This is a genomic window from Wenyingzhuangia aestuarii, assembly GCF_011927765.1.
Taxonomy (GTDB): domain Bacteria; phylum Bacteroidota; class Bacteroidia; order Flavobacteriales; family Flavobacteriaceae; genus Wenyingzhuangia; species Wenyingzhuangia aestuarii.
Window position 1 is genome coordinate 410,297 of sequence record NZ_JAATJG010000001.1, and the last position, 15,085, is coordinate 425,381.

Consider the following 15,085-nt stretch of genomic DNA (forward strand, 5'->3'; position numbering starts at 1 on the left):
ATACTTTAGAAAGTTAAAATAGTTACTCGTTTTCTTTTAAAAGATAGCTGTATACCGGATAATGATCGCTATAACCACCTAAATACGTCCCTCCAGAAAAACTTCTTTTGGGACTCCCTTTGTATTTTCCAGTTTGCAAAGTCATATAAGTAGGGTTGTGAATTCCGGCTTTGTAAAAACGGAAACTACTATAGTCTTTGTTATGAGTAATAAAACTTTCGCTAAAAATAATCTGATCAAATAAAAACAAATCTCCTCTGTAAACAAGGGTGTTAAATCCATCTCTAAACATTTTTTCAAAAGGATTATACAGTTCTTGTGCTTTCAGTTTTGTTTTAGATATTTTAGTGTCTAGTACTTTTTTAAAACTTTTGTCAGTGGGGCTGTCGTTAAAATCTCCCATCACTATAATTTTCGCATTGGGTTCTTCTTCATAAATTTTGGCAATCTGATCTTTCACTCTTTTGGCTACTCGTTCTCTTAAAATGCTACTTTTTTTAGCTCCTCCTCTTCTAGAGGGCCAGTGATTTACGAGCAAATGTACCTTGTCGTTTAGCAAATAACCCGTAGACCATAATATGTCTCTAGTGTATACCATTTTGCCTTCTTTGTATAAATTGGCCGGAATGGCTTCACTATATAAGGGTTTGTAAATGTCTTTGTTGTACAATAAGCCTGTATCTATACCTCTTTGGTCTGGAGATTCATAATGGATAATTCCATAATTATAAGTGCTTAGTGGAGGAGTGGCAATTAAGTCTTCTAATACCGCTCTGTTTTCTACTTCAACCACTCCTATTAAAGAAGGGGGTTGATTGTTTTGCTCTTTTCCAATAGCACATAAAATATTAGAAAGCTTAGAAAGTTTGTCTTTGTATATAAAAGCTCTGTTAGATTTTATTTCCATCATAGGACTCAACTCATCCATTTTATTAGGATTGTTAATCGTGTCAAATAAATTTTCTAAGTTGTAAAAAGCAACAGTTTGTACAATGTAGTTTTTTTGAGCAAAGCAACTGCTAGTCGCGGTTAAAATTACAAATGTTAAAATCAAATTGATTCTCAATAACATAACTTTTATTTAAAGATGAGTTTCAAAACTAATTTTATTTTGGAACTCAAATTAAAAGAGAATGTTATCAATACATAAAATTTTATGGACTTGCTTTTTAACCACTTCTATTTTTGCGCAAGACACCATTAAACCTGTAGAAGATGTAAAAGATGTTTTTAGCATTGTGAATTTATCTGATGATGATTTGAATGATGAAAGCGGAGAAGTGGCCAATATATCTGGAATTTTTTCAGCTTCGGATGATATTTATTTAAATACCATCGGTTTTGAATTTCAAGGAGTGTATTACAATGCAAGAGGTTTAGGTTCTGATCAAATTACGTTTTTGTTAAATGGTGTAAATCAAAATAGATTGTATGATGATAGACCTGCTTGGAACAATTGGGGGGGAGTAGATGGAATTTATAGAACACAAGAATTAACAGAACCATTAGGGGCTTCCGAAAAAACAATGGGGAGAGCTTTGGGGGTTACTTCTTTATCTACCAGAGCTTCTGATTACAGAGCAGGAACCAGAGTAGCCTATGCTCGTTCGGATAGATCTTATCAAAACAAAGCTTCGGTAAATCATGCTGGGAGTTTTTCAAACAATTGGTATTACGTGGTTTCTGCAAGTAGACGTTGGGGAAACGAAGGTTATAGAGAAGGAACTTTTTACGATGCCAATTCTTTAATGCTAAGTGCCGAAAAATACCTTAATACACAGCATAGTCTAACCGCTAGTTTTTTATACACTCCAAATAGAAGAGGTGTTGCAGGTTCGTATACCAATGAGGTTTTTAGTTTAAAAGGAAATAGTTACAATGGAAATTGGGGATATCAAAACGGAAACAAAAGAAATGCAAGAGTAAAAACAGTAGAAGAACCTTTGTTTTTGTTAACGCATGCTTATAGCAAATCAGACGAGTTTAGATGGGAAAATACCTTGTTGTTGCAAAAAGGAACTACAGGGTATTCTCGTATAGATTATAACGGAGGTGCCAATCCGGATCCTGCCTATTATCAAAAGTTGCCTAGTTATTGGTTGTCTAGAAATACGGTGGATTACGAAAACGTTTATAGATATCAACAGGCATTTATAGAGAATGGACAATTAGATTGGGATTTTTTATACCAAGCAAATTCAGAGAAAAAAGCTGTGGGAGAAAATGCTGCTTACGTCTTGTACGATGATAAAAGAGATGAGCGTAGAATTCAGTTCAATTCTAACATGACTTATAAAATAAATACGGATTGGCAGTTAAATGCTAGTGTAGATTACAGGAATACAATTTCAGAAAACTATGCAGAGGTCTTAGATTTGTTAGGAGGAAATGGCTATTTAGATGTAGCAAGTTTTACCTTGGTGCAAAGTGATTTAAACCATCCTAATAGAGTAGTAACAGAGGGAGATAGATTTAAATACAATTACCATATAAACAGTAACAATCTTAGTGGTTTTGTGCAAAGCAAATGGAAAGGCAAAAAATTAGAATTGTTACAGGCTTTGGGGCTTTCTTATACCACTCATCAAAGAGAAGGGATGTACAATTATGAAAATTACACAGATGCAGAGGGAAAGAGTAAAAAGGTAGATTTGTTGGCTTTTCAAGGAAAAGTAAATGCCTTGTATAAATTTTCGGGAAGAAATTTAGTAGACTTTAAAACGGCTTATCTTCAAAAATCACCTAGTGTAAAACAAGTATTCCCAAATGCAAGAGTGAGCAATGCTACCTTAGGAAATTTAGAAACAGAAAACTTGTTTACCAATTCGCTTAGTTATATCCGTAGAGGGTTGAATTACAATCTAAAACTAACAGGATACTATAATATACAAAGCAATGTAACAGAAACAGGTTTTTATTTTGCGGAAGGTTTTGGAACAGATGCCGATGATACAGAAACTAATTCGGGAGAATTACTAGATGAAAACAGTTTGTTTGTACAAGAGGTGTTAAACGGTGCTCAAAAGAAATATATGGGGCTAGAACTAGGAACTTCTTACGATTTAAATTCAGCAATTAAATTAACGGGAGTTGTGGGCTTAGGAGATTATAGTTATGCCAACAACCCAAGCATGATATTTTTTACGGAAGATGATGTTACTGCTCAAAACTTAGGTTTTGTAAACGGAAAAAAAGATTTAGGAGTAGCAAATGTCAAAGGAAAAAAATTATCATCAGGACCTCAACAAGCATTTTCTTTAAAGTTGGCTTATACAGATCCTAATTATTGGAGACTTAAAGTAAGTGTCAATCATTTTAGAAATAACTATGTAGATATTGCTCCTATAAGATATACCAGCAATTTTGTAAATGAGATAAACGGAAATCCTATTCAGAATATTGATGAGAATCTAGTGGCTTTGTTTAGAGAGCAAGAACAGCTTAAAAATTTTACGTTGGTTAATTTGTCTGGAGGAAAATCTTGGAGATTAAACACGGGGTATTTAAGTGTGTTTTGGACAGTACAAAATGTATTAGATATTAGCTATACAACTGGAGGTTTCTCAAGTAGTAGAGCAGCCAACTACAGTGAACAGTTAACAGAGTACAATCGGGAAGAACCTCTTTTTGGAAACAGATATTTTGTAGGAAACGGAAGAACCTTTTTTACAGGAATTTATTATTCATTCTAACACACAGTCATCATGAAATATAGTTACTTTTTAATCCTTGTTTTTTTAGTGTCTTGTGTTGATGATTTTAATCATCATGCTATAGATACCACCATTCAAAATCCAGATATCAGTAAGAAAACAGAAATTACTTTTCAGCAATTGTTTGATTTGCATAGCAATGAAATTGGAAAAGACACCATTGTAACAGGTTATGTTGTGTCCTCAGATCAAGAAGGGAATTTTTACAAAGAAATTTTTGTGCAAAACACCTCTGGTGTTAATGATTTAGGAACGAACAATCCTAGAATGGGATTGCGAGTTCGTGTGGGGGTAACCACTACAAGTACCAAATATGCCAAAGGAAGAAAAATCGTGATCAACTTAGAGGGCTTAAAGAAAACAACTAGCGATGATTTGTTAACACTTGGGAAACCGAGCAATACCTACATCAAAGATATTTTAGAGTTCAATTTAGATACTCATATTTTAAAAACGGAGGAGCTTGTACCCATAGAGCCTAAGGTTTTAGAAATTTCAGATGTAGCGCTAAACGACCTGAATACGTTGATTAGAATTGAAGACCTACATTTTAAAGCTGAAGAAATTGGAATTCCATTTGCAGGATTGCCTACCGATGATTTTGATGGAAAAAGAACCTTAGAGTTTTGCAATACAAGCAGAAGAGATACCCTTATACTAGAAACTAGTAATTTTTCGGATTTTGCTTCGGAGCTCATCCCTAACAAGCAGGTAAGTGTTAGTGGAATTTATACGATCAATTTTGATGATGAACCAGTATTGGTGTTGAATCAGTTTAGAGATCTAGAACAAATAGGGACCTATGCAAATTGTGCACAAATTGTAACTCCTAATTTAATGATGACAGAAGTAGCCGATCCAAAAGTAGGAAGTGGAGAAAAAGCAAGATATGTAGAAATATACAATCCTACAGATAATTGGGTTTCTTTAGAAGGATGGAAGCTAATTAGATATAACAAAACAAGTACTAATGAGAATGCGTATACGATTCCTTTAGATGAACTAACTATAGCTGCCAAAAGCACCTTAATTGTGGCTACAAATAGCGAGGATGCTCTAACTGCTAAAACCTGGTTTCAAGTTTATTTTAATTTTGCTCCTGCACTTACAAATGCTAGCATAGATGGAAATGGAGATGATGCTTATGAATTGATAGATCCTTTAAATAAAGTAAAAGATGTGTATGGTGAACCTAATGTAGATGGAACCGATTTACCTTGGGAGTACGAAGATGGTGTAGCGGTAAGAAAAACAACAGTTACAGAACCTAATACGTTGTTTGATGTTACGGAGTGGGAAATTAAAACAAAGGCACCTCAGCTTTCTACCACAAGTTCTAATGAGGATTTTACACCGGGTCTTCGATAGTTTTTTATCTTTGGGAAAAAGAAAACATGGCATTAACTCCCTCTAATAATATGAATAATGGAGCAAAGGCTCCAGATTTTAACTTGCCCGATGTTGTTTTGGGTAAAGAACTAAGCTTAGCTCAGGTAAAAGGAGCAAACGGAACCGTGGTTTTGTTTATCTGCAACCATTGTCCTTTTGTAATTCATGTAAACCCATTGTTGGTTTCTTTGGCAAATGACTACAAAGCAAAAGGGATTCATTTTGTAGCTATCAGTAGTAATGATGTTGAGAAGTATCCACAAGATGCTCCGCATTTAATGAAACAACATGCTATAGACAATCAATATCCTTTTCCTTATTTGTATGATGCCTCTCAAGAAGTAGCAAAGACTTATGATGCGGCTTGTACTCCAGATATTTATGTGTTTGATCAAAATTTAAGATCTTATTATCACGGACAGTTAGATAATTCTAGACCGGGTAACGGAATTCCGTCTACAGGAAAAGATATAAAGGAAGCGTTAGACTTAATGTTGCAAGGAAAATCTTACGATAAGCCAGAAAAACCAAGTGTAGGTTGCGGAATTAAGTGGAAGTAAAAAAGAAATAAAATAAAAAAAGCCGAGCTCTAGAGCTCGGCTTTTTTAGGTATAAATTTTAATGTTTATCCAATAATTTGTAATTGGTTAAACTCTTTAGTCACTTCAAAAGTTCTGTGATTAAATTTAAGATCTTCTAAACTAACTTCTTCACTATCAATTTTAATAGTTTTCACCTCAAATGGCAATCCTATTAAGTTAATTTTAAAGGTGTCGTAACCAGTAATAAAAGTACCAGATTTATGTTGTTTAATAGTTAATCTATCTTCTTTACCTGTTAATGTAAAGTGTCTTAAACAATATCTTCCTTTGGTGTAATCATAACCGTCATTAGCATCTTCAAAAACATCAGAAGCTTCTTTTCCGTTTTTGTAGTATACATCTAAAGTTAATTGATCAATTTCTTTTTCACCTACGTATTGTTGAACAGGCCAAAGAGGAAGAATAGCTCCTTCTTTTACAAAAATAGGCATACTGTCTAAATCAGCATCTACCCATCTTTCGTCTCCACCTTCTACCAATTCGTTGGTCCAGTAGTTAAACCAATTTCCATTAGGAATGTACATTCTACGTCCCTTAGAGTTAGGTTCTCCAATAGGACAAGCTAAGATATGTTCTCCACAAAGGAATTCATCTGTTCTATGGTGTGTTTGTGAATCTTCTTGATCGTATAAAACCAAAGATTTTAACATTGGAATTCCTTCTTCTATATACTTGTAAAAAGTAGTGTATAAGTAAGGTAATAATTTGTAACGTAATTCAATAAACTTACGAACTACATCAGTAATTTCTTTACCAAAAGTCCAAGGTTCTTGATCTCCGTGATCTCCTGAAGAGTGCGTTCTACAGAATGGGTGGAAAATACCTAACTGAATCCAACGAGCGTATAATTCTCCGTTAGGTTGCTCAGCAAATCCTCCAATATCGGATCCTACAAAAGAGAATCCAGACATGGCCATTCTTTGTGCTTGTACGTTTGCAATCCATAAGTGTTCCCAAGTAGCTACGTTGTCTCCTAACCAAGTAGAAGTATAACGTTGTGTACCAGAATAAGCAGAACGAGTAATTACAAAAGGTCTTAAAGGGTAGTTGTATTTCTTTAATCCCATGTAGGTGGCTTTCGCCATTTGCATTCCATAAATGTTATGTGCTTTTCTATGAGAACAAGGATTTCCGTCATAATCATGACGAACATCATCTGGGAAAGATTTACCAGGAACGTCCATAACAGCAGGTTCGTTCATGTCATTCCAAACACCTTTTACACCGATGTCTTCAATCAATCCTTGGAATAAGCTAGCCCACCATTCTCTAACCTCTTCACGAGTAAAGTCTGGGAAATAACATTCTCCTGGCCAAACTTTCCCTTTCATATAAGGTCCATCGGCTCTTCTACAGAAGTAATCTTTTTCTAATCCTTCTTTAAATACATCGTATTCTAGATCTAATTTAATACCTGGATCAATAATAACAACGGTCTTAAATCCATCATCAGCCAATTCCTTCACCATTCTTTTGGGTTCTGGAAAATATTCTTTACTCCAAGTAAAACAACGGAAACCTTCCATGTAATCAATGTCTAAATAGATAGCATCACAAGGAATCTTTAAATCTCTAAATTTTTGAGTAATTTCTTTTACGTTAGATTCTGGATAGTAACTCCATTTACATTGGTGGTATCCTAATGCCCATAAAGGGGGTAATTCTGGAGTACCGGTTAAATTGGTGTAAGAGGCAACTACATCTTGTAATTTAGGTCCGTAAATAAAGTAGTAATTCATTTCACCACCTTCTGCCCAAAAACTAGTTACGTTTCTTCTCTCAGAACAGAAATCAAAATGAGATCTAAAAGAGTTGTCAAAAAAGATTCCGTAGGCTTTTTTGTTTTGGATGGCAGTATAAAAAGGAATGGCTTTGTAAATAGGATCTGTATATCTACCAAAAGCATAAGAATCTGTAGCCCAGTTTTGGAATCTACGACCTTTTAAGTTTGTATGCTCGGGTTTATCACCTAAACCGTAAAAACTTTCTCCGTTGGGAGAATTTTTGGTCATTTTAACAATGTTACCTCCTAATTCGTAGCTCTCTTCCCAGTGAAAACCTAATTCGTCTTCACTGATGATAGTTTGGTCAACAGCATCATAAATACGAGTTTTAAGATCTGTTTTAGAAATATAACAGATTAATTTAGAGGTGGTAATGATGTATTTTTCAATATCCTCTGTAATTTCTAATTTATTATATCCTCTTACTGCATCTTTTGAGATAGCGTATGAAAAATCGTTTTCAAATTTTGCACCTGTTGCATATCTAAAACGAAACATACTATCTCTTAAAATGGTCATTTGTAAAATAACTCCGTTTTCACAACTGAAGTATAGTGTATCTACATCCTTCTTGAATTCGACTATTTTAGCAGGAAACGCATTTCCTTTATGTTCAATTTGTTCGTTTAAAATCATAAATATCAGTAGTTTATTTCTAGTTTTATGAGTCCAAAATATGAAAAATACTTGGGATAACGTTTCTTCCGAAATTTTTTTATGGATTCTCTTTGTGGGCTCGTTAATTTTTAATTATATCTCATTAATTTTAAGGTATTACTGAGATATTTCTAAAAGGAACAAAGCCCTTAATTTTTGATTTTAAGGGCTTTGTAGGGTTTATTCAATTTTAAAAATAGTAATTGATAATGGTGGTAAGTTAACTTCTGCTGAGTAATCTTTCCAGTTCCACGGTTTGTCAGAAATGCTGATTTTTTTACCGTTTTTAATACCGCTTCCTCCGTATTTTTTTAAATCCGAATTAAAAACTTCTTTTAGTTTTCCTTTTCTATGAACTCCTATTAAATAGTTTTCTTGAGGGGTTGGTGTATTGTTACAAACAACAACAATATCGTTTTTAGGATCGTGACCTTTTCTAATATAACTTAAAACAGATTTTTCACCATCTTCGTGGTTAATCCATTCAAATCCTTCTTGAGAAAAACTTTTTTCGTACAAGGCAGGAGTGTCTTTTAAGAAAGTGTTTAAGTCTTTCATGTAGGTTTGAACTCCTTTGTGTCCTTTGTCTTCTAAAAGGTGCCAGTCTAAACTTTTGGCATAGCTCCATTCGTTTTCTTGTCCAAATTCGGCCCCCATAAACAATAGGTTTCCTCCTGGGTGAGAATACATGTAACCGTATAGCAATCTTAAATTAGCAAGTTTTTGCCATTTGTCTCCAGGCATTCTGGTAATAATAGATCCTTTTCCGTACACCACTTCATCATGAGATAAAGGCAGCATATATCTTTCTGTAAAGGCATAAGCCATGCTAAACGTAATTTCGTTGTGATGGTGTCTTCTGTAAATAGGATCTTTTTTAAAGTAACCTAAAGTATCGTGCATCCAACCCATCATCCATTTCATACCAAATCCTAAGCCTCCGTGTTCAACATTACGAGTAACGCCTGGAAATGCAGTAGATTCCTCTGCAATGGTTTGAACGCCTGGGAAACTTTGATAGACTTCTGTATTAAAATCTTTTAAGAAAGAAACAGCGGCTAAGTTTTCGTTTCCTCCAAACTCGTTAGGTTCCCATTCGCCATCTTCTCTAGAATAATCTAAATACAACATAGAGGCTACAGCATCTACACGCAATCCATCAATATGATATTTGTCTAACCAGAAACAAGCATTGGAAATTAAGAAAGAACGAATTTCGTTTCTTTCATAATTGAAAATTAAACTCTTCCAGTCTTTGTGATATCCTTTTTTCTTGTCTGGGTGTTCGTATAAGTGAGATCCGTCAAAAAAGCCTAAACCATGTGCGTCTGAAGGAAAGTGTGAGGGTACCCAATCTAAAATAACTCCAATGTCATTTTTGTGGAACTCATCAATTAGGTTCATAAATTCTTTGGGATGTCCAAATCTACAACTTGGTGCAAAATAGCCGGTTAATTGATATCCCCAAGATTGATCAAAAGGATATTCCATAATAGGCATAAACTCTACATGGGTAAAGTTCATTTCTTTGACATATTTTACCAAAGCAGTTGATGCTTCCCAATAGCTTAAAGATCGATCGTCTTCTACATTTTTCATCCAAGATTCAAAATGTACTTCGTAAACCGCATAAGGTTTGTCTAAATCGTTTTTTTCTTTACGATAATTCATCCAATCCCCATCTTGCCACTCATAACCTTCTAAGTCATAAGTTACCGAAGCTGTTTTAGGTGGGTGTTCTGTATGGTATCCGTAAGGATCACATTTTTCAGTAACAATTCCGTTGTTGTTCGAGTGAATTTTATACTTGTAAACTTCACCTGATTTTACATGCGGAATAAATCCTTCCCAGATACCTGAACTATCCCATCTTACATTTAAAACATGTTCACTATCGTTCCAATAGTTAAAATCTCCAACAACAGAAACTCTGTTGGCAGTGGGTGCCCATACAGAAAAATACATTCCCTCTACACCATCAACAGTGGCAGGATGGGCTCCAAATTTTTCGTATAGTCTATAGTGTTTTCCAGATTTAAATAGATAAATATCAAAGTCTGTAAAAAGACTATAAGTTTTTACATGATTCATATGTTAAGTGTTATGTAGTTAAAAATACACCCAAGTAGAAATACTTGGGTGTAAGATGTATGTGGTTTTGTTATTAAATGATGCTAGTTCCGCTAGGGACAACAACACCACTTTTGATGACTACAATACCATTTCTTACGGTGTATAAGTCTGTTTCGGTATCTTCTAAATGATCTCCACCATTAATTTTAACATCATCTCCAATGGATGAGTTTTTATCTATAATACAGTTGTTAATATAACAACGTTCACCAATTCCTTTTAACGGAATGTTGTTGTATACCTTATGAGCAATTTCATCGGCACCTTCGTATTTATCGTTACCCATTACATAACAATTAGAAATAGTTGTACCTACCCCAATTCTTGCACGAATACCAATTATGGTTCTTTGGATTCTACTAGCATTGATAATTCCACCTTCTGCAATTAAGGTTTTTTCTAAAGTAGTTCCTGATATTTTTGTTGGAGGTAAAAAACGAGGACGAGTTAATACATTGGTGTCGTTTCCAAACAAATCAAATTGTGGAATGTCGTCTGTAAGCCCTAAGTTGGCCTCAAAGAAAGAACCAATGGTTCCAATATCTGTCCAATATCCTTCGTATTGATAACTAGAAACTTTATGGCTTGAAATAGATTGAGGAATAATTTCCCCTCCAAAATCCATGGTTTCTTTGTTTTTCATTAATTCAATTAACAGCTCTCTGTTAAAAATATAAATACCCATAGAAGCTAAATATTCTCTTCCTTGAGATTTCATTTCATCTGTAACATCAGAAGACCATTCGCTTAATTCTTCAGAAGATGGTTTTTCTACAAATGCAGTAATGTCTTGGTTCTCATCTGTTTTTAAAATTCCAAACCCAGTAGCATCTTTAGCATTTACAGGTAGAGTTGCTATGGTAATGTCTGCATTGCTTTTCTGATGGGTTTTAACCATTTTGTTAAAATCCATTTGATACAATTGATCCCCAGAAAGAATCAAAGCATAATCCCAATCATGAGCTAAAAAGTGTTGCATAGATTGCCTTACAGCATCAGCAGTTCCTTGGAACCATCCATCGTTTTCAGGAGTTTGTTCTGCGGCTAAAATGTCTACAAAAGCACCTGAAAAATTTCCAAAAGTATAAGTGTTTTTAATGTGTTTGTTTAGAGATGCAGAATTAAATTGAGTAAGTACAAAAATTCTATCAATCTCAGAATGTAAACAGTTAGAAATCGGGATATCTACTAACCTGTATTTACCCGCAATAGGTACGGCAGGTTTAGACCTTGTAGATGTTAGGGGTTTTAATCTTGATCCTTGTCCTCCTCCTAAAATGATTCCTAATACTTTCTTCTTCATGTTATTATTGTGATATAAGGTTATATAATTCGATGTATTCAGTTGCTGAGTTTTCCCATGAGTTGTCAATTTTCATGATCTCTTTTCTAATGCGTTTAAATTCCGCAGTAGTGTTGTATAGTTTGTTGGCACGGGTAATGGCTAACGCAACATCATCTACAGATACATGTTCGTGTCTAATTCCAAAACCACCTTTTTCACCAATATCTTTCACTGTATCTTTCAAACCTCCAGTAGTTCTAACTACAGGAATGGTTCCATATCTTAAAGCATATAATTGATTCAAACCACAAGGTTCAAAACGAGAAGGCATAATTAAAAAGTCTGCCCCTGCATATATCAAATGTGATAATTCTTCATCGTAACCTATAAAAGTATTGTATCTTCCTGGGTATTTTTCTTTTAATTCGTTTAGTAAAAATTCTGCGTGAGGATCACCAGAACCCAAAACCAATCCGTTAATATCGTTAGCATCTAAAGCTCTATCAAATATTCCAGCCATAATATCGGCTCCTTTTTGATAAACCAATCGACCAATAAAAGCGACTAATGGTTTTTCTGGATCTAAGTCAAACTTTTCACAAATAACTTGCTTGTTTGCTTTTTTTCCAGCTTCTACTGTTTTTACATTAAAGTTTTTAGAGATCATTTTATCTGTTGATGGATTCCAAACATCGGCATCAATACCGTTTAAGATTCCTACAGATTTTTCTCTTTCAGTGTCAAACAACCAATCTAATCCGGTTGCTGCATAAGGCAATTCGTTCATGTAGTTTGGAGAAACCGTAGTGTATCTCCAACAAGCTTTAATTGCGGCTGCCATTGGGTTGATGGCATAGTCCCATTCTAATATTCCAGATTGTTCTAAATCATATTCTGGTAAGTATGATAATTTTTCGAAAGAAAATTCTCCCTGATATTGTGCATTGTGAATAGTGAAAATAGTAGGCACACTACGCATAGATTGATACTTAACACACTGCGTTAGCATAAAAGGAATTAATCCTGTGTGATGATCGTGACAATGAATAATTTTAGGAGCTTGTGCAAATTGTAAAATCCAATCTAACACTACTTTTTGAAAAGCAATAAAACGCTCAGTGTCGTCTTCATAACCATATACATTTTCTCGGTCTAACAAGCCTTCAATTTGTACTTGATAAAGATGGTAACCCAACTCTTCAAAACTCTTTTCAACTCTATAAACTTTAGCTTTGTATTTGTTTTTGGCTAAATCTACTTTACACCTAAAATCAGTTTTGTATTTAGCTGTTTTGGCATACTTGTTGTCATAAAATGGCATAACAACAGCAGCCTCATATCCTAAATTGGTTTGATATTTAGGAAGTGCTCCTACAACGTCTGCAAGTCCACCTACTTTAGCGGCTGGATAACATTCGGCACTTACGTGTATTACTTTCATATTGATTATTTTAATTCACTCCTTAAACTTAATAAAAATATTCGTTAACATATATTAATAAGAGGATAAATTGCTAAAAAAACAATACGGTATATACGGGTAGTTTTACTGATGAAACGCAGAAAATGGGTGTAAAAAAAAAGACCTTGCTAGGCAAGGTCTTTGATACTTAGTCGTTTAGTTTTAAAACGGCCATAAATGCTTCTTGAGGTATTTCTACATTACCTACTTGTCTCATACGTTTTTTTCCTTTCTTTTGCTTCTCCAAAAGTTTACGTTTACGTGAAATATCACCTCCGTAACATTTTGCAGTTACATCTTTACGTAAGGCTTTAGTGGTCTCTCTAGAGATAATTTTAGCTCCAATAGCCGCTTGAATTGGAATATCAAATTGTTGACGAGGAATTAATTCTTTTAATTTCTCACACATTTTTTTACCAATATGGTGTGCGTTGTCTGCGTGAATTAAAGCAGATAGTGCATCTACAGAACTTCCGTTTAATAAAATATCAACTTTTACCAGTTTAGAGGTTCTCATTCCTGTAGGGTGGTAGTCAAAAGAAGCGTATCCTTTAGATACTGTTTTTAAACGATCGTAAAAGTCAAAAACAATTTCTGCCAAAGGCATGTCAAAAATCAATTCAACTCTTTCTGGAGTTAAATAAGTCTGATTGACAATTTCTCCTCTTTTTTCAATACACAAGCTCATTACTTGTCCAACAAAGTTAGACTTGGTAATAATAGAAGCTCTAATATAAGGCTCTTCCACTCTGTCCATACTAGAGGGGTCAGGTAAATCCGTAGGGTTGTTCACTAAAACAACAGCCTCTGGGTTCTTTTTGGTAAAGGCATGGTAAGATACGTTAGGTACAGTCGTAATAACAGTCATGTCAAACTCACGCTCTAAACGTTCCTGAATAATTTCCATGTGTAACATTCCTAAGAATCCACATCGGAAACCAAAGCCTAAAGCCGCAGAACTTTCTGGTTGAAAGACAAGAGAAGCATCGTTCAATTGTAATTTCTCCATAGAGTTTCTTAACTCTTCGTAATCTTCGGTGTCTACAGGATAGATACCTGCATAAACCATTGGTTTTACATTTTCAAATCCATCAATTCTTTCAGCAGTTGGGTTCACCAAGCTGGTAATGGTATCTCCTACTTTTACTTCGGATGCTGTCTTAATTCCGGTAATTAAATAACCTACATCTCCCGTTTTAATTTCTTTTTTAGGACTTTGTCTCAAGTTTAAGGTACCTACTTCATCAGCAAAGTAATCTTTACCGGTGGCCATAAACTTAATTTTTTCTCCTTTTTTAATAGAACCATCAAGAATTCTAAAGTAAGTTTCGATTCCTCTGTACGAGTTGTAAACAGAATCAAAAATTAAAGCTTTTAAAGGAGCTTCTGGATCTCCTTTTGGAGCAGGAACTCTTTCTATAATAGCTTTTAAAATATTTTCTACTCCAAAACCTGTTTTTCCACTTGCGTGAATTACATCTTCGGGTTCACATCCTAAAAGGTCTACAATATCATCAGTAACTTCTTCTGGATTGGCACTTGGCAAATCAACCTTGTTTAAAACAGGAATAATTTCCAAATCGTTTTCTAAGGCTAAATATAGGTTAGAAATAGTTTGCGCTTGTATGCTTTGAGCAGCATCTACAATTAGTAAAGCTCCTTCACAAGCAGCAATAGATCTAGAAACTTCGTAAGAAAAATCTACGTGTCCCGGAGTGTCAATAAGGTTTAAAACGTAGTCTTCTCCTTCGTAATGGTAGTCCATTTGAATGGCATGAGACTTAATGGTAATTCCACGTTCTCTTTCCAAATCCATATTGTCTAACAGTTGGGCTTGTTCCTCTCTTTGAGTTACAGCTCCTGTAAAACCTAATAACCTATCGGCTAAAGTACTTTTACCGTGGTCAATATGTGCAATTATGCAAAAGTTTCTTATGTTCTTCATCTATCCTTAAATACTAGCTTGTTCAACGTGCAAATATATAGTATTCAAACGGGATATTAATCTCTTAAAAATAAATTAGCAAATAAGCGTAAAGTATATTGTAATTTAGCTACTA

The 15,085-nt window shown here is 34.5% G+C and carries 9 protein-coding genes; 3 read left to right on the plus strand and 6 right to left on the minus strand.

Going from position 1 to position 15,085, the window contains the following annotated elements:
* Positions 1-22: 22 nt before the first annotated feature.
* Complete coding sequence (locus GGR97_RS01800) at positions 23-1,072, minus strand: endonuclease/exonuclease/phosphatase family protein (protein WP_209272301.1); 1,050 nt, start codon at positions 1,070-1,072, stop codon at positions 23-25.
* A 61-nt stretch (positions 1,073-1,133) separates the two neighbouring features.
* Between GGR97_RS01800 and GGR97_RS01805 the strand changes: the two genes are divergently transcribed.
* Genes GGR97_RS01805 through GGR97_RS01815 form a run of 3 tightly spaced genes read left to right on the plus strand, consistent with a single transcriptional unit; the run spans position 1,134 to position 5,662 of the window.
* Positions 1,134-3,692 (plus strand): TonB-dependent receptor, encoded by a 2,559-nt coding sequence (locus tag GGR97_RS01805; protein WP_167896704.1) that lies wholly within the window; start codon positions 1,134-1,136, stop codon positions 3,690-3,692.
* A gap of 12 nt (positions 3,693-3,704) precedes the next feature.
* Positions 3,705-5,081: a DUF5689 domain-containing protein gene (locus GGR97_RS01810; protein ID WP_167896705.1), complete on the plus strand. Its 1,377-nt coding sequence runs from the start codon at positions 3,705-3,707 to the stop codon at positions 5,079-5,081.
* A gap of 26 nt (positions 5,082-5,107) precedes the next feature.
* Positions 5,108-5,662 (plus strand): thioredoxin family protein, encoded by a 555-nt coding sequence (locus tag GGR97_RS01815; RefSeq protein ID WP_167896706.1) that lies wholly within the window; start codon positions 5,108-5,110, stop codon positions 5,660-5,662.
* A gap of 65 nt (positions 5,663-5,727) precedes the next feature.
* Here GGR97_RS01815 and GGR97_RS01820 read toward each other — a convergent pair whose 3' ends face one another.
* The 5 genes from GGR97_RS01820 to lepA all read right to left on the minus strand — a co-directional run bounded on the left by GGR97_RS01820 (position 5,728) and on the right by lepA (position 14,970).
* Positions 5,728-8,124, minus strand: coding sequence for a glycoside hydrolase family 31 protein (locus GGR97_RS01820; RefSeq protein WP_167896707.1), 2,397 nt, complete (start codon positions 8,122-8,124; stop codon positions 5,728-5,730).
* Between the two features lie 201 nt (positions 8,125-8,325).
* On the minus strand, positions 8,326-10,236 hold the full coding sequence (gene glgB / locus GGR97_RS01825; protein WP_167896708.1) for a 1,4-alpha-glucan branching protein GlgB: 1,911 nt from the start codon (positions 10,234-10,236) through the stop codon (positions 8,326-8,328).
* Positions 10,237-10,309: 73 nt separating this feature from the next.
* Entirely contained in the window at positions 10,310-11,581 is a 1,272-nt protein-coding gene (locus tag GGR97_RS01830) for a glucose-1-phosphate adenylyltransferase (RefSeq protein WP_167896709.1), read from the minus strand.
* Positions 11,582-11,585: 4 nt separating this feature from the next.
* Positions 11,586-13,004 carry a glycogen synthase gene (locus tag GGR97_RS01835; RefSeq protein WP_167896710.1) on the minus strand — a complete coding sequence of 473 codons (1,419 nt, stop codon included), beginning with the start codon at positions 13,002-13,004 and terminating at the stop codon, positions 11,586-11,588.
* A gap of 169 nt (positions 13,005-13,173) precedes the next feature.
* A complete protein-coding gene (gene lepA, locus GGR97_RS01840; protein WP_167896711.1) occupies positions 13,174-14,970 on the minus strand; it encodes a translation elongation factor 4 in 1,797 nt (598 codons plus the stop codon).
* Positions 14,971-15,085: the final 115 nt, after the last annotated feature.

Bases quoted from the DNA above. Each gene is read 5' to 3' on its own strand.
- glgB (WP_167896708.1), bottom strand. From the start codon at position 10,236: ATGAATCATGTAAAAACTTATAGTCTTTTTACAGACTTTGATATTTAT.
- GGR97_RS01805 (WP_167896704.1), top strand. From the start codon at position 1,134: ATGTTATCAATACATAAAATTTTATGGACTTGCTTTTTAACCACTTCT.
- lepA (WP_167896711.1), bottom strand. From the start codon at position 14,970: ATGAAGAACATAAGAAACTTTTGCATAATTGCACATATTGACCACGGT.
- GGR97_RS01815 (WP_167896706.1), top strand. From the start codon at position 5,108: ATGGCATTAACTCCCTCTAATAATATGAATAATGGAGCAAAGGCTCCA.
- GGR97_RS01820 (WP_167896707.1), bottom strand. From the start codon at position 8,124: ATGATTTTAAACGAACAAATTGAACATAAAGGAAATGCGTTTCCTGCT.
- GGR97_RS01800 (WP_209272301.1), bottom strand. From the start codon at position 1,072: ATGTTATTGAGAATCAATTTGATTTTAACATTTGTAATTTTAACCGCG.
- GGR97_RS01830 (WP_167896709.1), bottom strand. From the start codon at position 11,581: ATGAAGAAGAAAGTATTAGGAATCATTTTAGGAGGAGGACAAGGATCA.
- GGR97_RS01810 (WP_167896705.1), top strand. From the start codon at position 3,705: ATGAAATATAGTTACTTTTTAATCCTTGTTTTTTTAGTGTCTTGTGTT.
- GGR97_RS01835 (WP_167896710.1), bottom strand. From the start codon at position 13,004: ATGAAAGTAATACACGTAAGTGCCGAATGTTATCCAGCCGCTAAAGTA.